The following is a 21,588-nucleotide window of genomic DNA, read 5'->3' on the forward strand; positions in this document are numbered from 1 at the left end:
TTTTTTGCTCCTTGGACAAAGCGTTACTCCTTAGTACGTTTTGTCCTTTAAATTTTGTACTGCTGTATATTTACCTCCATCTTTTGTCTGCTCTGATCTTACAATGCTCTCTGTGTTTAACGTTGTTTTGATTTTTGCTTTTGACCTCCACGTTTGTTAAAGATTTTTTTTGGGTAATCGAGGGTTGGTAGCACCTCTGTGTAGGCTAGATTACCCTGCAATATGTATGAAAAGCTTTTGTTTAAGATGCGACCGCTAAATTTGGCAAAGCATCGGATACACGCACCAATCCTTGTGGATCGGTTAAGATATACTTTTTAATTACTGGCTGGAGAGTAAAACTAATTTCTTTAGTAACTGGATTTTTACTGCTTTCAATCAATGATTGTTTTTCCAGATTTTCTAGTGCTTTAATCAACTCTAAAGTTGACACAGACGCTTTCTGTCTCTGCCTGATATCACTTAATAACTTGGCAAAGCTAATAAATTCTGTAGTTGAAACTATCTCCTCTGCTGTGTAAATCAGAATTTTTCGCTCAATTTCTGTCAATACGTGACCAAAAACATGATTAAGCATTGCTTCAAATTTACTACTGACAAGAGTTGTTGGGTTTTGAAAAAATACTTGTGTACTGCCAGAAAAAAAGTGATTAATTCTCTCAATTACTGCCTCTAGTTCCGAAGGATTACCACGATAAGTTTGAATTAATTGATGGCACTTTTCTGTGTCAGTCAATCCTTTTTCAGACAAAAACCGCATTGCCGCATCTTCATCTAGACCTTCAATTCTAAAAAATCGAAGAGGTCGCTTAGCTACTATCAGATCATTCAGTTCATCAAGCAGAATTCGATTAGTCAAGAGCAAACAGCTTTGATGCTGTTCTTCTACTAAACGGCGAAAAAATAGTCTGTAATCTAGTCGTTGCTCTAAATTTTTTGTCTGAAATAACGCTTCAGATTCATCTAGCACAACCAAGCAACGGCGTGATTGCATCTGCTTCAGCAACATTGTAATCATTGCTTGAGTATACTTAGGTGAGCTTGAGGGTGTTTCTAAAGGCTCAATTATATCTAACAGTTCGGTTACTAAATCCTGAAGTAGTGGTGCATGAGCAACTGATTTCCAAATCAAATAATCAAATCTAGGTTGAGATTCTGCACTAATTTCCGCTATAAGTTTTGCTGCTAATGCAGTTTTACCGATTCCTGCTACTCCTACCAAGGATATACATCGCTGTTTAGCTATTAATTCTTTTAAAAGAGTTAGTTCCTTTACTCGTCCGTAAAAACTAGACACATCAGGAAGTTGTCCTCCCAGAACTTGTATTAAATCCTTGGCAGGGAAGTTATGCTCCTCTTTTGACGCAGATTGAGCATAATATTCTTCAGTAACTTGTTCCAAAAAATCACGCAGATTCTTTTTGCCAACCCGTTCGCCATTTCCAATCGTTTCAGAAAGCATATTCCACAATCGACTGGCTATGCCACCTTTCAAGTAGTTAGGACTGTAAGATGAGTTACTTGCTATTTCTTCATAATCATTGTCATCCCACGCTCCCTTCATAACAAGGATTTCAGCCTCGGATAGATATCTACCTTTTTTGGCAAATACTAACTTATTTACTACAGCTAGGGCTAGTTCAAAAGTAACTTTTACCGTAAAAATTACTTTTGGTGACTCCTGTCCTGTTTGGTTAAGGGAGGAGTGAGTAGGAGCCTGGAATTGCGATTCAGTACTAAAAACTGTAACCCTGTTAGTCATTTTTACACAGTAAATGCCCATTTCGGGCATTTTTATAGATTAGGCTTAGTTTTAAGAGCAGATTGCATTGTATCAATCATATTTGATTTTTCATTTTATAGTTGATTTTTTTCAAAAAAGTACCATAAAAATTTCTAATGCTGATTACTTACAATAAGAATTACTTTCATAGACACATCTTGGATGGAGTACGGCAAGAGAAAACAGGAAGATTAGCACTTACAGTTAAGGTTCTTTACTGAAATTGGGTTACTGAATTTTCAGCTAAACAGTGAGTCTTCTAACGATTATTAGAATATCAATGTAATATTTGTTACTTTATTTTCTAAGGAATGCAGGGTTGTAATGAATTATAGTATACATTGATGTTTAAATGAGGCTGCCTAAAATTCTCAATTTACATATTGTTCCATCTTTTACGACACGAAGGGGTAGTTTGAGGAAATTACTGTATATTATATTATACATAAAATTATGTTACATATACTAAAATATGGGTTACTGTATTAACCCTCTTTGCAAACAACGTCAAAATCCTGATGACGTTAATCACTGTCTCTTCTGTGGGACTTCATTGCTAATTAACGACCGCATTTGTCTAGTTAAGCCATTAAGGGAGCTTACCGAAAACCCATTTAGCTATATGGAAGTTTTTGAAGTGGACGATGCCGGTACTCAATGGAATCCTGGTTCTAAGCGGCGAGTCATGAAAGTTTTAAAATGGAACACACCTAAGTTAGTTGATCTCATTGAGCGGGAATCCCTCACCTTACGGCTTATTGAACACCCATGCATTCCTAAAAGTACTATAGATGACTTTTTCACTTTTATTCCGAACAATAGCTCTCTAACATTGTATTGTTTAATCATGGATAAATTTGAAGGAGAAAACTTAGAACAATGGTTAGAGTCTAATGGGCGAATTTCACAAACCGTAGCATTACAATGGCTTCGACAGTTAGTTGAAATCCTTGATGAAGTACACCGGACAGAAATTTTTCATAGAGATATTAAACCTTCTAATATAATTCTTCAGTCAAGTGGACAACTTGCATTAATTGATTTTGGTGTAGCACGGCGAGTGACTGATACCTACTTGGCAAAAGTCAGTGGAAGTGGGGGATCTAGCACAGGTAGGGGAGGACGATACGAAATTACATCTGTCAGTACACCTCGTTACTCTCCATTTGAACAAGTAAATGGTCAAGCAGTACCTCAATCAGACTTCTATGCTCTGGGTCGGACTTTTGTGCAACTAGTTACTGGTATTCAATTGATGGATCTTCCAACAGATAAAAAGACAGGGAATCTAATTTGGAGAGAGCAAACACCGCAGATTGACAAGCCCTTCGCTGATTTTCTTGATGAATTAATGGCTCCTTTACCAGGGCAGCGTCCGCAAACTACGCGAGTAATCTTGCAGAGGTTAGAAAAACTACCTCAGCAAATTAAAAATTATAGATTAGCTAATTCTAAAGTTTTTCAATATAGCAAATATACATTGATGGTATTGGGATTTATTGGGGGTATCTTTCTATCTAGACCTCTAGCAGCTAACTATTTAGTAACTCAAGGACAAAAGTTAGAAGCAGCAAATAATTCTCAGGGAGCACAAGATTTTTTTTACTGGGCTATAAAAATTCGTTCTCAGAGTAATCGGACTATATCAAGTTTTTACTTTGATAAAGCTGTCCGTAGCACCAAAGACCTTGAGTTAGCTAAAAAATATTATGAATTAGCAATTAAATACAATAACCGGGATGCAGATGCTTATAGTAATTTAGCTTTTATTTGCCAGCAATTAAACCAAGATAACTGTGCAATTAAGAATTATGAAAATTCCTTTAAATTAAAGCCTGACAATTGGGAATCGCGTTTTGGGCTAGCACTTTTCTATGATGATAGACGAATGTATGATTTGGCAGAAAAACAGTATAAATTAGCCATTGAAATGAGTAAAGAAGCAATACCAGCCATTAATAATTTATCAAGATTGAAGATTTTAGATGGCAAATATGATGTAGCAATTGCTTTAGCTAAATCAGGTTTACAAAAAACTGAAAATATTAAATTTAAGTCTACTTTATACAAAAACTTAGGTTGGGCAAAATTAGAGTTAAAGCGTTATGCCGAGGCTAAGGCTGATTTGGAGAAATCAACAAAACTGGATGCCAGGACAGATGCTTACTGTTTATTAGCGCAAGCGCAAGAAGCATTAGGTGAAATTAATGATGCCAGGCTGACTTGGGAGATATGTTTGATTGCTGAGTCTAATCAGTTAGAAGTTCAGCAGTGGAGATTGCAAATATTAAAGCGTTTATTGGGAGAGTTTGTGACGCCATCTTCGCCCTAAGCCTTTTTTTGATTTCCTGTTTGCTGTATGCTACTCACTAGCAAATAGCTGTACAAAAATCTTGATGCTTACTTTCCAAAATTCGACAAGTGCAATAGTCAAAAAAATATTCACAGTTCAAATTGTAGCACTCGCATCAATATCAACACTAGTTGTCTCAAGTTCTAGTAGTGTATGGGGGCAATCTCAACTAATAGCCTTGCGTCAGTGCAAGAATGTTGATGGTAAGGTGATTAGTTCAGGCGATCGCTACTTGCCAGCAGGTAGTCCGCTGTGTCCGGGAGATCAGATTCACCCAAAGAATGGAGCCACAGTTACAGTCGTTTGCTATTTAAATCGAAAAATTTTATACATTAATCAAAACAATTTTTCTGACGCTGCCAACAAATGTGCGCCATCACAAGTCACTGAGGCAGATAAGTATCGATGTACAAATCTTAAACCGCAGAACTGTCCCACTACACTTAAAGGGCCAAATGATGATAACTCTGTACCAAGACCAAGATTAATTAGTCCTTACATTAGTGGCGGTAGAATCTTGACTACCCGACCATCAATTTCTTGGCGTGCAGTTCCAGGAGCTACTAGTTACACAGTAGAGATGGAAGGTAATAATGTTAATTGGCAAATATAGGAATCATATTTGATTTCTGAAAAAGTGTACGAGATAATACGGAGAGAGATATCTGTCTAAGAGCGAACAATGATAGAGCAGCATCTACAACCTGCGATACCTTCGGTGAGCTTCGCTAACGCAGAACTACAAGAATTTATAGATAATCGCCCGGATGCCCGTGAGGTGAGAAAAGCTTTGGCAGTGAAACTGGTTTATCAAGGCTACAAGTATGAGGAAATTCAAACAATTTTAGATGTCTCTGTTGGTTCAATAACAAGCTGGAAGCAAGCTTATAAGGAATATGGAATTTGCGGATTGCGCTTAAATTATAAAGGCAGAAAGAGTTACCTGAGCGATGAACAGCAACAAGAAGTATTAAGTTGGTTGCAAACTAAGGAGATTTGGGAGCTTGGTGAACTGGAATACAAATTGGCTTTTGAATATGATGTCATCTACGAATCGAAACGGAGTTATTATGATTTATTTGACGCGGCGGGAATTAGTTGGAAAAAAACTACTGGCTTAAACCCAAAGGCGGACATTGAGGCTGTAGCTGCAAAAAAAAACAGATTGAAAAATTGTTGGACAGCAATAGAGAGGAGATAGAAGAAGGAAGACTGAGAGTATTACTAATAGATGAGTGCCATCTGTTATGGGGAGACGTAACTGGTTATGTCTGGGGAAAAACTGACCAAGAAATAGCAATTGGCATCGTTAACGAACGAGAGAAGCAGACATACTACGGGGCGGTTGATTATCTCGATGGTAAGTTGCTTCTTAAAGCTTACAATGCTGGCAATTCAGACAATACAATTGATTATTTACGTTATTTATTAGACCAGTCTCCCAACCAACGATTACTGCTTTTTTGGGATGGTGCTTCTTACCATCGTTCACATCTGGTTCAAAACTTTTTAGGAGAGATAAACCAAGGTTTGTCTCCAGACCAGTGGAAAATTCATTGCGTTCGCTTCGCTCCTAATTGCCCATCACAAAATCCAATTGAGGATATTTGGTTACAAGCTAAAACCTGGGTGCGGCGTTTCTGTGCTTTGATTCCTTCGTTCTCTCATCTCAAATGGATGTTTGAGTGGTTTCTCCGACACACTAACTTTGATTTTGACACTTTACAGATGTACGGAGCTTTTTCAGAAATCAAATACTAGTCCTATACTAAACGTAGAATTACTTTTTGTTTACTCAATGAATACACAAATACAATCTGAGTTTGATTTTTTTCGACAGTGGTATCCGCTTTCCCCTATCGAAGATATCAATCCAAACTGCCCCACCACAGTTGTTCTTCTGGGATTACGCTTAGTCATTTGGAAGCCTAAATCATCTAAAACTTACCAAGTATTTCTAGATCAATGCCCTCATCGCCTTGCTCCCCTAAGTGAAGGGCGTGTTGATGAAAAGACAGGTAATTTGATGTGTAGTTATCATGGTTGGCAGTTTGATTCTCAAGGAGTTTGTACATATATTCCCCAAGCAGAAAATCCAGAAATTGTGACTAGGAATCAAAAAAACTTCTGTGTAGTTACATTCCCTGTTCGTCAGCAAAATGATTTACTTTGGGTTTGGCCAGATGCTAGATCAGAAGAACAGGCTGCAACTACGCCATTACCTCTGTCACCTCAAGTAGATGCTAGCAAAGGTTTTGTTTGGGATTCTTTTGTACGCGACTTGGAATATGATTGGCAAACTCTTGTTGAAAATGTGGCAGATCCAAGTCATGTTCCTTTTGCACATCATAAAGTGCAAGGCATTCGAGAGCAAGGAGTACCTATACCTATTAATATTGAGAAATCAACAGTAAATTTGATTGAAGCAGTTATTGAAAGAAGCTCAGGACGAACAACAATTACTTTTGAACCACCTTGCCGCTTAGAATATGCAATTAGTGTTGGTTCTGGAAAGCAGTTAGGAATTGTCACTTACTGTATTCCAGTGTCTCCAGGCAGATCAAGAATAGTGGCTCAATTTCCTATTAATTTTGCTAAAACAATCTATAGTTTATTACCTCGTTGGTTAGAACACATCATAATTCGTAATCCGCTTCTTGATGGAGATATGATTCTTCTACATCAGCAAGAGCGTTTTTTTCAACAGAAAAAGTTAGTTGAAAGCTGGAAAACTGCCTACAAGCTACCTACAAGTGCAGATCGTTTAGTGATTGAGTTCAGAAATTGGTTTGAAAAGTATTGTAATGGGGATTTACCGTGGAATGAAGTTGGAATTAATTTCTTACAAAACTCAAATATTAACGACAGTCGGACTCTACTGCTTGATCGCTACAAACAACATACTCAGCACTGTAGTAGCTGCCGAGGGGCGCTAAGGGTGATCCAGCGTTTGCAAGTGGTACTGTTGGCATACTCTGCTATTACTATTTCAGGAGTTGCTATCCTTCCAGATACGTTTCGAGTCAAGCTTGGTTTAACGCTAATTATTACAGCACTATTAAGTTTGGCAGCTTACACTTGGCTCAAATTTTGGCTTGTTCCTAAATTTTACTTTGTAGACTATGTTCATGCTAAAAAATAACAGAACTAGACAACAATTACAAAATTAATAATTTTGTAAGTAGCTCAACATATAGCGCCAATTCCGCAGCACCTATCTTCACCAAATGCCGTGCCAGGGCTATCTCTGCCTTGCTGGAAGTGGTGGGAAATTCCCCGCAAACTCCAGGCTTAGGGCGTTTATTGGGCAAGAAGAAAATAATTGATGGGGACTTTTGGTTATCTGTTTGTTGAGCGATATCTGTCAGCATTGCAGAGCCAGAACTCGTACCAACGCAGATAATCGAGAGCGGTAAGAGTGCAAGTAAAAGAGGTGTTCTTTAATCTTCATCATCTTCATTTTCGTCATAATCGAAATCATCATCACCATGTTCTTCGTACCACTTTTTATCTTCAGCTAAAGCCATTTCTCTCTCGAGCATTTTTTTCTCTAGGGCTTGCCTTTCAAGCTTTTCTATTTCTTGCTTTTTCCTTTCAAAGTAGGAAGGAGAGCTTTTCACCCAGACATTTTGGTTGTGATAAAAACCACCACGCTGTTCTAATGTAAACCCACCCAGCAATAGTCCTAACCATACTTCTACCATCGGCATTTGCAACACACGTTGCAGTTTAACTAAAGAAATCTCATCTTTGACATTTATCAGATGGTTAGCGATGGCGCTGTGCCATTTTTGCACATCCTCATCTGATGCCAAATTGCGGACATCTTCTAAAGTTGTCACCTGATCGAGCATTGCCAAAACATTCGCTTTTTCAACGGGTGCTACTACAGAATCACCCAACTCAGTAGGATGTGAAAATTGGTGTGGGCCATGTGGTTTAAAGGTTTGTGGTGTTTGCGGTTCAATCAAATCATCTAAATCTAGGTGCATTGTTGTCCGCACTAGACCAGCAAAGAGATCGGTGCTAACAATAGGCCCCTTTGGGTTATTACGATCGCGGGTATCTTGCAACAGCATTTCGGCACGAGACTTAAGAATATCTGCAATTTGACTGAAGGCAATACCTGCGGTTGATAATTGGGTTTCAATAGGTAAATCATGCAGTTCTGTATCTAAGCACTGCCATACTGCATCAAGGGAAGAAGTTGGTGGAGTTTCGGACAACTCATCCAGCACATCCCAAATTGTTAATTGGCGGTATGTGGTCATTTCTAATTCGCAATTCGCAATTCGCAATTAATAATACCCCACGCATGAATGCGGGGCTTGAATATTGATACTACGTGTTTTATTTCTTTTCATAATTGAAATTAGGGGCTTTGACACCAAAGATGAATCAATTATCAATTACGTCCACAATTGCGAACTGCGAATGGGCGAAAAAGCGAATTGTTCGGTCATCTCTAAGATTGTGGATGCAAGGGGCAGGGTCGCACTGGGCAGTAGCTTGAGGTAATCTCAAACATATCCTTATATTGATATAGTGAAACACTGTATTGTTTTGCAAAAGCCTGCAACACCTGATCTGTATAGGCGCGTATTTTACCAGCCGTTAGCCCAAAGCAGTGAATTGGTTCCAGGCGACAAATAGGCTTTTGCCCCAGCCAGAGTTCTGCCGACATAGCGTGTAATGGTTTATCCCCCGCTTCTTTATATAGATATAGCACTGCAAAATATGTTGCTGGTGGTTCGACTGTTACTGAATCAATTTCTGCTGAATTCTTCTGGGAGCGGTGGCGATAGAATGAGCGGCGATTGTGGCAGACTTTGGGATTCCAACACCCGTCCCCTGCTGTTCCATGTAAAACCTTGGCTTGGGCAGTTGGTAGTTTGGAACATAACTGACACTTGGGATCGAGTGGCTTGGGCATACTTTACTCCACTTCCTCTCCGATTGCACGATAGTAAGCAGCGATCGCTGCTTCTTGTTCGCTGCGAAGGGTATAGCGCCGAAACGCTTTCTCGCTTTGATGCCCTGTTAATTTTCGTGCATGGCTGGGGTCAACTCCCAATAGCAATAAGTCAGTAGCGTAAGTATGTCGAAAGGAGTGAGGATGTAAATTCTCAATGTGAGCTATTTCACCAATTTTTTCTACAGCGAAGTAAATGCCGTGATAACTCAAGCGTTCACCTTTGTATGAAGCATGGTGTGAAATCATCAGTGGGGAGTCGCTGTTTAAGACCTCTCCTTGCTGTGAGCGCGTAAGCAAATACTCTGCCAAAACTTCCCGACTTTCTTTTCGCAGTGGAACTAAGCGTGGTTCATTGGTTTTGGTGTCTGGTAAAAATAGTAGCTTGCCATCAAATGAGCCAACATTTAGCTGTACAACTTCTCCAGCACGCAGCCCATGACTGAGAATGTGAACCAGTGCTGTATCCCGTTGCTTTGTTTCTCCCAGCAATTCCAACGCTGACCAAACCAGTTCCATCTGTTGAGGGGTTAAACTCTGAGCTGGTGGCAGAGGTACTTTTTCCAGTTTAATCCCCAGTGTGGGATTAGTAGCAATAATTTCAGGATACGTATAGCACATCCATTTGAAAAAGCTTTTGAGTGCCGCAACTCCTGCATTGATGCTGCTTTTTGAAAGCGGTTTACCTGCATCAGTCTGTATTTCATCACGGAGATATTCTTTATATAGCGCAAGATGACGTGGACGCAGTTCATGATAGTGCAGCTCACTCCAAGCCAAAAATCGTTTGAGTTCTCGTTCGTAAAGCTTGCGGCTGTTTGGTGCGAGATTGTTGCTGCGTAAAAATTCCAGAACTTTTACCCACCGGATATCAGTGGTTGCAGCTATTTTTCCTGCCCTGCTTCTAGATTCTCCCTGTAGGGTTGATGGTGCTTGATCCTGTATGTGGATCAACTTGATTGGTGGTAGGTTGTCAAACTGAGGATTATTTACCATCTTGATCGCGATCGCCTAGAAGCAGTGTGGAACTAACACCCAAAATTGTATGTGACTTTAGGGAAAATCTGGCTAGCGTGTCACTAGTAGTTCGCCAAGTGAACTTGGCGGGGTAAAGGGGAAGGGGGAAGGGGGAAAGGATTTAAATCCCTTATACCAATTTAATATGAAGCTGCATAGAATAAAGCTTCCAGGATAAAGTTGTAAGAAGAGACGGAAATTACCTGCTCAAGTGTAAGTTGATCAAATATTTCTTGGATGCGATCGCGTAAAGTTTGTAAAGAAGAGAAAAGCTGATTTTTGAGTGGTTTCTTGAGGAGCTGCCAAAGCCTTTCAATGGGATTGAGTTCAGGGGCTGAAGGTGGCTGAAACAGAGGAATAATAAACTCTTGCCAACGAATCGCTGAACTTGTATGAGCAGGTGCTTGGTCAACCTGTAAAATAGCGTAATCCCCACCTAATTGTTGAGATAGCCAGTCCAAAAACTGTTGAAAACACTCGCCATTCAATTTCGGATACTCGTAATGTTGTGATCGCAAGTCTTTGGTTCAATCGCACCATAAATCCAAAAATTTTCCCGTGGCCATTTCACCTCAACAGTAGGCTTGACTCCAGAGGCAGTAATCACTTTTCCTGTGAGAGTTTTCAGTCCCACCCTCGTTTCATCCTGGCACAAGTAGCGAACACACTTGCCAGGTGCTAGATGTTCTTCTAGACAATTAAGAATGATTCCAAGTTTTTTTTAAATTCAGATACCAATTTCTCGTCTTGCTTATGGCTTTGAGGGCGAGGCACTTTTAGTTTTGCTCCTAATCGATATCGAACCCACGCATAAACCGTTGCATACTCTATATCTTGTCCATGTTCTTGTTTCAACCACTCAACTATTGCACCATAGCTACTAAAGCCTTTTCCTGTTTTTAACTCTTCCTCCAGTGCTGCGATCGCTGCGTCATGAATTTTGCGTTTTGCTCCTGGAGCTTTTTTCATTTCCAGTAATTCATATAGCCCGCCTGCTCTATACTTTTGCAACCACCTTGTTACAGTTGAGGTATCTTTCGCCAAGCGTTTTCCAATTTCTTGCTGCTCCTTAACCTGTCCGCTTTTTATCCACCACAGCATAATAAGTTTTTCTTTCTGGTTTCCTAAGTTAGCTGTTTGTAGACGTTTTTTAAGTTCTTCTTCGCTCTCTGCGATTTCAATCTTAAAAGGGCGGCTCATGGTTATTTTAATTTATCAAGTTTGTTTTCTCTATTATATGCAGCTTCATATAAAATTGGTATAACGCATATACTGTTGCATACTCTACTTCCAGCCCCTGTTCTTTTTTTAACCACTCCACTATTGCACCATAGCTACTAAAGCCTTTTCCTGTTTTTAACTCCTCTGTTAGTGCCGCGATCGCTACCTCATCAATTTTTCGTTTTGCTCCCGGAGCTTTTTTAATTTCTAATAATTCATCTAGTCCACCGACTCTATATCTTTGTAACCACCTTGTGACAGTTGATGTATCTAGAGCCAAGCGTTTTCCAATTTCTTGCTGTTCATGAACCTGCCCGTTTTTTATCCACCACAGCATCATCAGTTTTTCTTTCTGGTTTCCTACGTTGGCTGTTTGTAGACGTTTCTTTAGTTCTGCTTCGCTTTCTGCAATTTCAATCTTAAAAGGGCGGCTCATGCTTATTTTTATTTATCCAGTTTATTCACTCTATTATATGCAGCTTCATATAAAATTGGTATTAGTGAGATATAAATTAGGAGCAAAACTCAAAGTACCACGTCCGCAAAGCCATAAGCAGGATGAGAAGTTAGTATCTGAGTTTAAAAAAAACTCGGTATCATTATCGAGAGGCTAGAAAAACATCTAGCACCAGGAAAGTGTATTCATTATCTGTGTCAGGATGAAACCAGGGTGGGATTAAAAACTTTAACGGGAAAAGTAATTACGGCCCCTGGAGTCAAACCAACTGTAGCGGTGAAATGGGAAAGAGAAAATTTTTGGATTTATGGTGCAATTGAACCATTAACAGGACAACATTTTCAGCAAGAATACCCGCAGCTCAATGGTGACTATTTTCAACAGTTTTTAGACTGGTTATCGCAACAATTAGGTTCAGATTATGCAATTTTACAAATAGACCAAGCTCCTGCTCATATCAGTAGTGCGATTAATTGGCCTGAAAATATTATTCCCCTGCTGCAACCACCTCATGCTCCTGAGCTTAATCCCATTGAAAGGCTGTGGCAGTTTCTCAAAAAATCTCTCAAGAATGAACTGTTTTCTGACTTGCAAGACTTACGCACTCGCCTACAACAATTGTTCGAGCAATTAACATCTGAACAGGTGATTTCCATCTCTTCTTATAACTTTATTTTAGAAGCTCTTTTCTATGCAGCTTCATATTAAATTGGTATAAGTAGGTGGTTACAATTAAATATAAGATAGAGAAGGTCTAAAAAACAGGTACTACAAGATGTCTGCTCCATTGCGAGTTAGATTAACAGATTTAGAAGATTTGACGCTTTTGGAGTTGCGGTCGGCGACAACAGTTCCTCAACGAACACGAGATCGCGCCCACATAATTCGATTAAATGCCCAAGGATGGAATGTACCAGCGATCGCTAAAATTTTTGAGTGTCACGAACATACGGTACGAGCAACACTGAGGCGTTGGGAAAATAAGGGTTTGGGAGGATTGTGGGAAACTTCTGGGCGTGGAGCAAAGTGCAAATGGCTTGAGGCAGACTTAGCATATTTAAGAGTTAGAACCCCGTACTTATAACAGTTTGCAGTTATCAGAAAAATTGTCTCAAGACCGAAATGTACAACTGAGTCCGTCTCGTCTGCGACGTTTGCTCAAAAAAAAAGTGGAAATGGAAACGCACCCGCCATACTCATAAGAGAAAACAAGACCCAGAAAAACGACGAATTAAGCAAGCAGACCTAGATACCTTAAAGCAAGCGGCAGCAGAGGGTTTTGGACTTTGGACAAAAAGAAGTTTATTCGCGAGTGTGACTCGCGAATAAACTTCTTTTTGTCCAAAGTCCAAGAAATTAACTCGTATTCATAACCAGCCGTTTGACAAAAAGTTATGATTTCTTGAGAATTGAAAGCTTCGACAACTGGTATTGGAACATTCAAATCGGCTGGTTTTTCCCTAATTAGATTTTTAGCGAAGTCGTTTAGCGATCGCTCTTTGAGGAAAACTTTTTGGTTTACTGTCAATGAATGTTAATTTTTGGGCGTGAGCCACCGGTTCATGGCGGGTACGCTATGGCACTTAAATATGTTCTTGTTGGGGGCGTAAGCTGTTAATCGTAGCGGTCAAAACTAGGACAATTGCCAAAACCAACGCGGCATTTCTGAGCATTGAATTATCAGAGTGCTTGAGTGCGATCGCTACCAATGCCCAGAGTATTACTCCTGTATAAGCGATGTCTCGACGCTGGATGACAATAAATGCTGCAACTGCTGTTGCTATCAATACCATGATAAGAGTCCAGATTACAGCAGAAATCCCCCAACCGTTCCACCCATGAAAATACAAGGCACACGCTACGTTGACAATGGTCGCCACGCTAATCCAGCCTAGATAAATGCTAATAGGAAAGTGAATACACCATTTTTTCAGCCGAGGTACACGCTTATTGCCAATTTCTAACTGCACATAGACAGCAATCAGGGGCAACAGAATCAAAAGCATTGCAATTACAGAAAGAGCAAAAAGCCGAGACAAAAACAGATACACCCAAATACTTTGAGCAACACAGGCAATCACCAACAGATAACCTGTCTTACGTAAATCAGGCTCATCTCGTTGAGAAGGCAACGCTTGGTATACCCCAAAAGCAAACAACCCAAGGTAAATCAGCCCCCAAATAGCAAAAGCGTAATTGGCAGGGATAATCAGGACATTTTTAAACAAAGTATTGGAAATTTCCCCTATGCTGAGTCCATTGAGCGGAAAAATGTTCGATACTACGTTGATAACGAATGCACCAAAGATTGCAGCCAAAGTAACAAGCTGCCGCCAAAAATCCTGGTAATTGCCTCTTGTGGGCTGGTGCATAGGATGTTAACTCATATCTTTTGTGCTTTTAGCTTACATCTGAAAAAGAGTGATGCATATAAACCACGAGTCTTGCAGTGCAAGTTAATGAGGAACCAAAGCGATCGCTTGTCTCAACTGGGGTGTGAGCCTACGGTGGGCAGATACGCCGGGATCACTCTGCTACTTCATCAGGGAGTAATGGAGTGCGATCACCTACGGTGGGATACTGTTGGCGAATGTAATACATTATTGTCTTATTAAGTATTACGTAAGCTCAAACCTTCAATCTGTAGTTGCGGCTTTGAGTTGTAACACTTTTGTCCGTGCGTTTGTAACACTTTCGCCAACAGTATCCGGTGGGCGGGTACGCCATCGCACTTTTTTGCGTATTTAAATATTTGAATACGCAAAAACTTAAATACTAGTCTAATTTGACACCTGGATGACCATTCTCAACAACAAAGGAAGCAAAGGTGTATACAGGCGCATCTGGACGACTTACAGTTGTAACAATACGCAGGTCAGTCTGCCAACGCTCATAGTTAAGGTTGACTCGAAAGTAGCCTCGGCGATCGCCATCAAAGAACTTAATGTGTGGGTTTTCTGGAATCTTCGGGCCATAGTAAGGGCCGTAGACATTGGCATCACCATTGCTAGTAATTGAAGGAGTCACAAACTCTGTAGCCACTGTTGGAGAGTTAGAAGCCTTAAAGTCCAGCTTCAGGTCATTGACAAATGTAGAATGCCAATCCCCAGTAATAACCACTGGGTTAGAAATCCGGCGGCTGGCGATGTGACTTAAAACACGATTACGTGCAAGGGGATATCCATCCCATGAGTCGTTCCAAAAGATTTCGCCTGTCCCAAATTTATGATCTAGCTCTGCCATCAGCACCTGTTGAGCAAGTATGTTCCAACGTGCTTGAGAACGATCAAGACCATCCAGCAGCCAGCGCTCCTGTTGAGTACCGAGCATGGTTTTAAATGGATCTAGCGCTGCTGGGCAACGGGGTGTTTCACCGTCACCGCATGGCTGGTCACTCCGGTACTGGCGGCTATCAAGTACGCTAAATTCCGCCAGATTACCAAAAGTCAGCCGACGGTAAATCAGCATATCTGGCCCCTGTGGTCGGGAAAATTCCCGCAGTGGCTGATGCTCATAATAAGCCTGATAAGCAGCAGCACGCCTTTTGAGAAACTGTTCGACCGGATCGTTGTTTTCCGAAATGTCATCGGTATAGTCATTTTCAACTTCGTGGTCGTCCCAGGTGACTGTAAAGGGAAATAAGGCGTGAGCTTTTTGTAAATCTGGGTCAGTTTTATATAGAGCATATCGAAGACGGTATTGCTCAAGGGTATTCGTTTCTTTTCTAAACTCTTCAGGTAAAGAAACGTTGCGTACACCACCTGTAGCAGGGATGCCGTATTCGTAAATATAATCACCCAAGTGAAAAACCAAATCTAAATCTTCTTCAGCTAGGCGACGATAAGCAGAATAGAAACCATCCTCCCATTTTTGGCAAGTAACAAAGGCAAAGTTAAGCTGATTCAACCTAGTGCCAATGGCTGGAGCAGTACGGGTACGACCAATTGCACTATCTTCATTACCTACTTTAAACTGATACCAATACCAGCGGTTAGGCTGTAAACCACGTACATTTACATGAACAGAATGTGCTAATTCGGGGGTTGCCAATGCCACGCCCCGTAGCACAACTTGTCTCATGTTTTCATCCAAAGCAACTTGCCACCGTACTGGTACATTCACCTGTGGCATACCGCCACCATTTAAGGGATCTGGAGCCAGCCGTGTCCATAGCACTACACTATCTGGTAAAGGATCGCCAGAAGCAACACCAAGACTGAAGGGATAGGCAGAGAATCTTGACAATGCAACAACTTTATGAGTCCAAAGACTAGCAATAGCGCTTGCGGTCAATGTGCCGGCACCGAGTAGAAAACGTCGCCGCTTTGCTGTAGTGGATAGCAAGCCCTGGAAATGCACACGCTCCATAAAAGTCCTGTTGAGATTTCTAGAATAAAAAACCTAAATAATAACCATCTAGTTATTAACAAGATTAATTACCAAATCGGGTTTAATTAGGGCTTAAGAAGTTATTAATATTGCAATAATTTATTCACAATCAGTCTTACAAATACTTGTCTGAAGAATGTGAGCAGATGCAGTCCTTGAGCGATGCCTGCGGCGGGCTGTGACGCTCCTGCGTCGCTATCGGTGTCGCATTCATAGGTTACGGAACAGTGGCAAGTTAGAAGCACCAGCACCATTCTAGGCAATCCTAAAATGCTTGGGGGAGTAGAAGCGCCCGTATTTGAGTGAGTTTAAGGAAAAATTATTAGGTTTTATTGAACAAGAATATGAGATTGTAGATTAGGGCAGAGTTAACCGGATCTTTGAACCTACACTGGCGTTCATACAGTCGCTATTTCATGACACAGAAGTATTTCTTAGGTCATACAATCTGAACATCATCTCAAATCACCAGCCAGAGCATTATGCCTAAACTTTTTGCCGTTGTGGTTGCAACCGTCCGGGAGTATTACGACTATAAATTGGCTCACCCAGAGCATGACCAAAATCAACTCACTTGGTTTAATGAGCAACATGAGAAAGGAACACTACTGTGCTGTGGGCCGTTTTTTCCCCATGATGGAACTGGGCTTTGGGTAATCCAGGCAGAGAATCTTGAACAGGCTCAAGCTGTTGTAAACAGCAGTCCTCGTGTGCGAGATGGTATGCTGGCGGACTCTGCTAGAGTTGTGGAGTGGGAAGTTCACATTGGACGCGATCGTTTTGCTCCCGTGTGAATCAGTAAAAACAACAACTGCTAAATTACTTGGATACAAGCAGATAAACGCACATCCCCATCTATCACTTGTGTAGTAGCGATCCATTCTTCGGTAAGCGCGATGGATGGCTGGTTAGTTTTTTGGAAAATCAAGATAGCGATGATGGTAGCTCCAGCGATCGCAGTTAAGATTATGGCAGTTCTCCACAATGGCTTCATGCTGCTAACTCTGTTGTCGCAATATAGGGATTGCCATTTCAAAATTAAGCTCAATTCCAACTGTTGCCGTAATAGTTGAGATAAATTGAGTAGTTTATCTTGTCCTTTGGTGTCAGAAACTTATCCGGTATGGACAAATTGCTTCCAGAACAGCTGGTCAAAAGCATTTATCAGGAACTACTGCCTAGATTACAAATTGAAAGTGTTAATCCCCGTAATCCCATTCAGGTCAGCTATCTTCCACACCCTTGGCGGCTGCTTGGTAAAGGAAATTATGCCGCAGTAGTTTATCACCCCGATTCCCCTAAGTGTGTAGTTAAAATTTATGCCCCAGGACGACCAGGCTTTGAAGAGGAGGTAGAAGTCTACCGTCGTCTAGGTTCTCATCCGGCATTTTCTGAGTGTTTGTACGCCAAAGATAGCTTTCTAATTTTGAAACGGCTTTATGGAACAACTTTGTACGATTGTATGCACTTAGGTTTACCGATTCCCAAGCAGGTGATAAGAGACATCGATGAAGCTCTTGACTATGCCCGACGTTGCTCCCTCCACCCTCATGATGTCCACGGTCGTAATGTCATGATGCACCAGGGTAGAGGGTTAGTTGTAGACATTTCAGATTTCATGCATCTTGAAGCCTGTTCAAAATGGAATGACTTGAAAAAGGCTTATTACTGGTTATATCGTCCCGTGTTGTGCCCATTTCGATTGCGTGTACCATACTCGGCTTTAGATATGCTCCGCAAAAGCTATCATCTGGTAACTTCTTTCAAAACTTCCTGTTGTCAACTAGTCCTAAGATTAACTCGTTTTAAATATTTAAAACGTTAGGCTAATTTATTCTAGGCAAATCTGGAGATGGAGAAAGTAGCGACACCGGACAGCCCGTCGTAGACATCGCTCTTAAAGCGGGGCGATCGCTCTAGTAAAATCAAAAACCACCCAGATCATGTAGGTGGAGAACAAAAGAGATTGTATATCTTTTATCACTTGCCGAACAGTTTATTAAGCACATCAGCTAGACGGTAGCCTGCCAAGCTCATCCGACGTTCTGCTATTGGTTTGGCGGTAGCAGCATAATTTGGTGGTAAAAGCTTTCCATCATTTTTATCATTACTGCCAGAAAGTTTGCCATTGAGATATGCTTTTTGTTTTGCTATCCTAAAACTCTCTAATTTTGCCCAATTATTAAATTGAGTTTCTCTTAATTCTGGCAATTTACTGCGTTGATAGTCGGCTCTTATCTTAGTTGCGGTGTTGCGAACAGTTTGAAATCTTTCGCTTCCAAGAATCAGGTCATCCCAGAATTTATGCAAACTAATTGTTTGGCTATCTGGTTTAACTCTAATATAAAAACGTGTACCACCTCTATCACCTTCTGGTTCTGGATACTGGTTAGTAATTAATTTGGTGGTATGCAATGGCTGATGCACATCTCCTAATAAATGGAATAGCCAGCATATTGCAACTGCTTTTTCGCTGTTGTTGGCATTACTTTGAACAATATCAAGATTTTTTTGAAAAGCAAATATAATATTTTCTTCACCTGGAATTTCACGAGGAATTGAATTTGAAGAACTACCAGGTTGATAAGGAAAATTGATGTAGTGCCAAGTTGGGTGATCAAATGTTTGATTGCCATGGGCTTCATCTGCCCATTTTGCTGCCCACATAAACAAGTACAGGTTTTTATCTTCAGCAGAAATATTAGATTGATTCAGAGACTTCCACTGTTCCTCAAATTTAGAGTATTCGGGATGTTCTCTTAAAATCGCGGCTATTTTCTCAATTACTTGTTGATGATTTTGCTTAAGTTCACTGTAAGCGATCGCTCCTGAAACCATGTGTCCAGCCTTATTCCAAGCAAAAGCTGGGTACTGCCAAATCAAGATTGTTGATAATGCTGTCAATAAAGAAAACTTAGCGAAAGAATGTAACTTCAGCATAAAATTCTTTCTTACAAAATACAGCTAAAGTATAATCGGTGCATAGCAAGTGTACTGCTTTGTCACAAGCGATCGCTCTTTTTGACTTTGACTCTAAGAATTAGGAGGGCGTAGGCGCAGCCCGTCGTAGACATCACTCCTCAAGTGTACAACTTTGACTCTAAGAATTTGGAGGATGTCAGCGATCGCTCCTCAAGTGTGCAACTTTTCCTGACTTTTCACGGCAAGTCCTCAAGCCCCTAAAAAGCGTGGCTTTTTCCACAGACTAATTCTCAATAGCTCTTAGTTAATGAAAATAGCCAAGGGAGAAATCAGGGCTTGGGAAACCATCAAAATAACCTTTTCCACATACCGTGAAAAGTCAGGCAACTTTTCCTCTAAGAATCTTACGGAGAGCGACACCGAACAGCCCGTCGTAGACATCGCCTAGCTTGGGCAAGAAAGTGCGATCGCAATTTTTAGGTGACATTGGGAATATCCTGGCGTAGTTCCTCAAGCAAACCGATGAGTTTAGCGATTTTTTGCGAAGAGTCAAACTACTATTAGTTCGGTTTCACTCTCACATAAAATTGCGTAGCGACAAACTTAGTATCTTTCTTGGTCGGATCTGAGTTACCTACTACCTCAGTTTTACCTACAGTAATCAAACCTTGACCGAAAATTTCGCTTGTTGCTGCGTCAATTTGTTTTTGTGTTGCACCCGTTTGGCTCAAATCGATTGACGAAACTTGAGAAATATAAGGCTTATTTAGAACCAGATCAACTGTGGAGAAGCAAGGAGTTGTGATGCAACGAATGCCATTGTCTTTTAGTCCCACAAAAGTACCTTTCGCCGGGGCATTTGTCGCGGCATAGAAGGCTTCTTTTACTCTCAAATTACCAAACTCACCGAAGCCAGGAAATGTTACTGGAACGATGTTACCTCTAAGAATCACACGGCTACCATCATCATTTTGAATTTTTACTAGTTGGTAAGGTGAGACTTTCAGGGAATTCCAATCAATTGCAGACACATAGCAAATGTGAATTTTTTGGTGAAGAAGGCAGAAATACTCTTGCCAAACTTATATATCGCAGCAGTAAGGTATTTTCGTCATTGCGATGGCGTACCCGCCCGCCAGCGATCGCTTCTTTGCGGGGCATAGCCCATCGCATCTAATGCTGTAGTTCATATCATTTTTTCAACTAAGTTAAATCCAAACGATTAATTTGAGCATCAACACAAATCTTAACTTTGTAATCGCTACCGAATAATCTAAGTATTACCAATTCTTAAATATTGGCTTTTATGCTGAATCTTGTTTATCAGCAAAGGTGAGACGTGAGTTTAAAAAAACTTTTTCTTGTGGCTTTTGGACTGCTTGTAGCAATAGCGATTGGTATTTTTACAGACAATAAAGTAATTGCTCAATCTGCCACTGATTTGGCTTTAGCTTTATATCATGCTCCTATCCACTATCAAGATACAGATAGCACTAAGTATAGTGGAGACTACATCACGCGATTTGATTATGATAGCGATTGGCGAGGAACAAATAACTGGGATAACCTTTTCCAATTTCCTCTCTCCTCTCATGCTTACTATTCTGTAGCTGAAACTTGTACTCATTGGTTCATTACATATTCCTTTTACCATCCTCAAGACTGGACTGATATTCCTTTTGATCAAGAACACGAAAATGATTTAGAGGGTTTACTTACAATTGTCCGTAAGGACGGTTCAGCTTTTGGTAAATTAGAAGGCGTTGTCACTGTATTTCATAACGATTTCTACTCTTACACTCCAACTGGTAGTCCTTTACGAAATGGTGCAGAAAGTATTGATGGCACACTGACGATGAATAGTTACAGTGGTTCACTGCACCCATTAACAACTCAAGAAGCTAAAGGTCATGGACTAAAAGCTTGGCCTTATGCTGGAAACTTTAAGGGTGCAAGTAGCGAGGATGGGATTATTTATTATCCTTCCCAAACTACAGCAGAACTTCCTGCTTCGGGGAATGATCGCTCTGTGCAGTATCAATTGCTTGATGTGTTTGCTGCTAATGGAATGTGGCAACAGCAATTAAATGAAGCTTCTCTACCAACTTCTTCTGCTTTGACTTTTGCGAGTTGGGGAACTTTTAAGGGAGATTCTAGTGGTGGTTGTGGTGCTGGTGCGCCCACTTGCAGTACAAATTCTGCTAATGCCCCTTGGGGTTGGGATGATTCTAATGACGGTGCAGTATATAAAGGTGAAATGGCTTTAGATCCTGCTCACTTAACTGATGTTTATTTTGATGGACTTGGGGCTTTTGATACTACATACATCCGCAACCAATTTATTCAAGGCTTGAAAGACAGAGGATATAATTCTGCAAATCTTCCTCAAGGTTGGCCCACTCAACTCAATCTTAATTCTCTAATTGGCAAGCTCAAGAACCAATGTTCGTAACCAGAAATATAGGAATCCGGTT

The 21,588-nt window shown here is 40.6% G+C and carries 25 protein-coding genes; 9 read left to right on the forward strand and 16 right to left on the reverse strand.

Annotation, left to right across the window (positions count from 1 at the left end; genetic code table 11):
• Window positions 1-241 precede the first annotated feature (241 nt).
• The gene (locus tag IQ276_RS38710; protein ID WP_193919716.1) at window positions 242-1,762 is read right to left on the reverse strand and encodes a helix-turn-helix domain-containing protein; all 1,521 of its coding nucleotides are present in this window, start codon (window positions 1,760-1,762) and stop codon (window positions 242-244) included.
• Window positions 1,763-2,255: 493 nt separating this feature from the next.
• Between IQ276_RS38710 and IQ276_RS38715 the strand changes: the two genes are divergently transcribed.
• From IQ276_RS38715 to IQ276_RS38730, 4 genes are all read left to right on the forward strand, one after another.
• Window positions 2,256-4,115 (forward strand): protein kinase domain-containing protein, encoded by a 1,860-nt coding sequence (locus IQ276_RS38715; protein ID WP_190884641.1) that lies wholly within the window; start codon window positions 2,256-2,258, stop codon window positions 4,113-4,115.
• Window positions 4,116-4,314: 199 nt separating this feature from the next.
• Window positions 4,315-4,749 (forward strand): hypothetical protein, encoded by a 435-nt coding sequence (locus IQ276_RS38720; RefSeq protein ID WP_235116493.1) that lies wholly within the window; start codon window positions 4,315-4,317, stop codon window positions 4,747-4,749.
• 69 nt (window positions 4,750-4,818) lie between these two features.
• A protein-coding gene (locus IQ276_RS38725; RefSeq protein WP_193926078.1) for an IS630 family transposase occupies window positions 4,819-5,897 on the forward strand; the annotation gives its coding sequence in 2 pieces (ribosomal slippage) (window positions 4,819-5,287 and window positions 5,287-5,897; 1,080 coding nt in all).
• 49 nt (window positions 5,898-5,946) lie between these two features.
• Window positions 5,947-7,278 (forward strand): aromatic ring-hydroxylating dioxygenase subunit alpha, encoded by a 1,332-nt coding sequence (locus IQ276_RS38730; protein ID WP_193925639.1) that lies wholly within the window; start codon window positions 5,947-5,949, stop codon window positions 7,276-7,278.
• Between the two features lie 16 nt (window positions 7,279-7,294).
• Here the strand turns inward: IQ276_RS38730 and IQ276_RS38735 are convergent, their stop codons facing one another.
• From IQ276_RS38735 to IQ276_RS38770, 8 genes are all read right to left on the reverse strand, one after another.
• Window positions 7,295-7,507 (reverse strand): hypothetical protein, encoded by a 213-nt coding sequence (locus IQ276_RS38735; protein ID WP_193925637.1) that lies wholly within the window; start codon window positions 7,505-7,507, stop codon window positions 7,295-7,297.
• A gap of 69 nt (window positions 7,508-7,576) precedes the next feature.
• Window positions 7,577-8,407 carry a hypothetical protein gene (locus IQ276_RS38740; protein WP_235116495.1) on the reverse strand — a complete coding sequence of 277 codons (831 nt, stop codon included), beginning with the start codon at window positions 8,405-8,407 and terminating at the stop codon, window positions 7,577-7,579.
• A gap of 194 nt (window positions 8,408-8,601) precedes the next feature.
• Window positions 8,602-9,069 carry a hypothetical protein gene (locus IQ276_RS38745; RefSeq protein WP_235116496.1) on the reverse strand — a complete coding sequence of 156 codons (468 nt, stop codon included), beginning with the start codon at window positions 9,067-9,069 and terminating at the stop codon, window positions 8,602-8,604.
• A gap of 3 nt (window positions 9,070-9,072) precedes the next feature.
• Window positions 9,073-10,104, reverse strand: a complete 1,032-nt coding sequence (locus tag IQ276_RS38750) for a tyrosine-type recombinase/integrase (RefSeq protein WP_235116498.1) — start codon at window positions 10,102-10,104, stop codon at window positions 9,073-9,075.
• Window positions 10,105-10,265: 161 nt separating this feature from the next.
• Window positions 10,266-10,613: a transposase gene (locus tag IQ276_RS38755; protein ID WP_235115477.1), complete on the reverse strand. Its 348-nt coding sequence runs from the start codon at window positions 10,611-10,613 to the stop codon at window positions 10,266-10,268.
• Window positions 10,610-10,759: a hypothetical protein gene (locus IQ276_RS38760; protein WP_235115476.1), complete on the reverse strand. Its 150-nt coding sequence runs from the start codon at window positions 10,757-10,759 to the stop codon at window positions 10,610-10,612. The genes IQ276_RS38755 and IQ276_RS38760 overlap by 4 nt, the downstream gene beginning before the upstream one ends.
• A gap of 56 nt (window positions 10,760-10,815) precedes the next feature.
• Window positions 10,816-11,325 (reverse strand): helix-turn-helix domain-containing protein, encoded by a 510-nt coding sequence (locus IQ276_RS38765; protein WP_193926101.1) that lies wholly within the window; start codon window positions 11,323-11,325, stop codon window positions 10,816-10,818.
• Between the two features lie 7 nt (window positions 11,326-11,332).
• Complete coding sequence (locus tag IQ276_RS38770; RefSeq protein ID WP_235116500.1) at window positions 11,333-11,782, reverse strand: helix-turn-helix domain-containing protein; 450 nt, start codon at window positions 11,780-11,782, stop codon at window positions 11,333-11,335.
• Between the two features lie 165 nt (window positions 11,783-11,947).
• On the opposite strand from IQ276_RS38770, the gene IQ276_RS38775 reads away from it, so the two are divergent.
• Window positions 11,948-12,511, forward strand: a complete 564-nt coding sequence (locus tag IQ276_RS38775) for an IS630 family transposase (protein ID WP_309245660.1) — start codon at window positions 11,948-11,950, stop codon at window positions 12,509-12,511.
• Window positions 12,512-12,578: 67 nt separating this feature from the next.
• Window positions 12,579-12,887, forward strand: a complete 309-nt coding sequence (locus tag IQ276_RS38780; RefSeq protein ID WP_235116502.1) for a helix-turn-helix domain-containing protein — start codon at window positions 12,579-12,581, stop codon at window positions 12,885-12,887.
• A 147-nt stretch (window positions 12,888-13,034) separates the two neighbouring features.
• Here IQ276_RS38780 and IQ276_RS38785 read toward each other — a convergent pair whose 3' ends face one another.
• The 3 genes from IQ276_RS38785 to IQ276_RS38795 form a co-directional block, all read right to left on the reverse strand.
• Window positions 13,035-13,331, reverse strand: coding sequence for a DUF3110 domain-containing protein (locus IQ276_RS38785; RefSeq protein ID WP_193916828.1), 297 nt, complete (start codon window positions 13,329-13,331; stop codon window positions 13,035-13,037).
• Window positions 13,332-13,386: 55 nt separating this feature from the next.
• On the reverse strand, window positions 13,387-14,175 hold the full coding sequence (locus IQ276_RS38790) for a TspO-related membrane protein (protein ID WP_193916826.1): 789 nt from the start codon (window positions 14,173-14,175) through the stop codon (window positions 13,387-13,389).
• A 403-nt stretch (window positions 14,176-14,578) separates the two neighbouring features.
• On the reverse strand, window positions 14,579-16,171 hold the full coding sequence (locus IQ276_RS38795) for an alkaline phosphatase D family protein (RefSeq protein WP_193916824.1): 1,593 nt from the start codon (window positions 16,169-16,171) through the stop codon (window positions 14,579-14,581).
• A gap of 503 nt (window positions 16,172-16,674) precedes the next feature.
• Between IQ276_RS38795 and IQ276_RS38800 the strand changes: the two genes are divergently transcribed.
• Entirely contained in the window at window positions 16,675-16,986 is a 312-nt protein-coding gene (locus tag IQ276_RS38800; protein WP_193916822.1) for a YciI family protein, read from the forward strand.
• 20 nt (window positions 16,987-17,006) lie between these two features.
• On the opposite strand, the gene IQ276_RS38805 is transcribed toward IQ276_RS38800, so the two are convergent.
• Entirely contained in the window at window positions 17,007-17,186 is a 180-nt protein-coding gene (locus IQ276_RS38805; RefSeq protein WP_193916820.1) for a hypothetical protein, read from the reverse strand.
• Between the two features lie 129 nt (window positions 17,187-17,315).
• Here IQ276_RS38805 and IQ276_RS38810 point away from each other — a divergent pair, with 129 nt between their 5' ends.
• Window positions 17,316-18,017 (forward strand): serine/threonine protein kinase, encoded by a 702-nt coding sequence (locus IQ276_RS38810; RefSeq protein WP_193916818.1) that lies wholly within the window; start codon window positions 17,316-17,318, stop codon window positions 18,015-18,017.
• Window positions 18,018-18,172: 155 nt separating this feature from the next.
• On the opposite strand, the gene IQ276_RS38815 is transcribed toward IQ276_RS38810, so the two are convergent.
• From IQ276_RS38815 to IQ276_RS38825, 3 genes are all read right to left on the reverse strand, one after another.
• Complete coding sequence (locus tag IQ276_RS38815) at window positions 18,173-19,132, reverse strand: S1/P1 nuclease (protein ID WP_193916816.1); 960 nt, start codon at window positions 19,130-19,132, stop codon at window positions 18,173-18,175.
• A gap of 542 nt (window positions 19,133-19,674) precedes the next feature.
• The gene (locus IQ276_RS38820; RefSeq protein ID WP_228043047.1) at window positions 19,675-20,145 is read right to left on the reverse strand and encodes a DUF6748 domain-containing protein; all 471 of its coding nucleotides are present in this window, start codon (window positions 20,143-20,145) and stop codon (window positions 19,675-19,677) included.
• Window positions 20,132-20,275: a hypothetical protein gene (locus IQ276_RS38825; RefSeq protein WP_228043046.1), complete on the reverse strand. Its 144-nt coding sequence runs from the start codon at window positions 20,273-20,275 to the stop codon at window positions 20,132-20,134. Before IQ276_RS38825 ends, IQ276_RS38820 begins: the two co-directional genes overlap by 14 nt.
• A 178-nt stretch (window positions 20,276-20,453) precedes the next feature.
• Between IQ276_RS38825 and IQ276_RS38830 the strand changes: the two genes are divergently transcribed.
• Window positions 20,454-21,566, forward strand: coding sequence for a hypothetical protein (locus IQ276_RS38830; RefSeq protein WP_193916813.1), 1,113 nt, complete (start codon window positions 20,454-20,456; stop codon window positions 21,564-21,566).
• Window positions 21,567-21,588: the final 22 nt, after the last annotated feature.

It is taken from the genome of Desmonostoc muscorum LEGE 12446, assembly GCF_015207005.2.
Classification (GTDB): Bacteria; Cyanobacteriota; Cyanobacteriia; order Cyanobacteriales; family Nostocaceae; genus Nostoc; species Nostoc muscorum.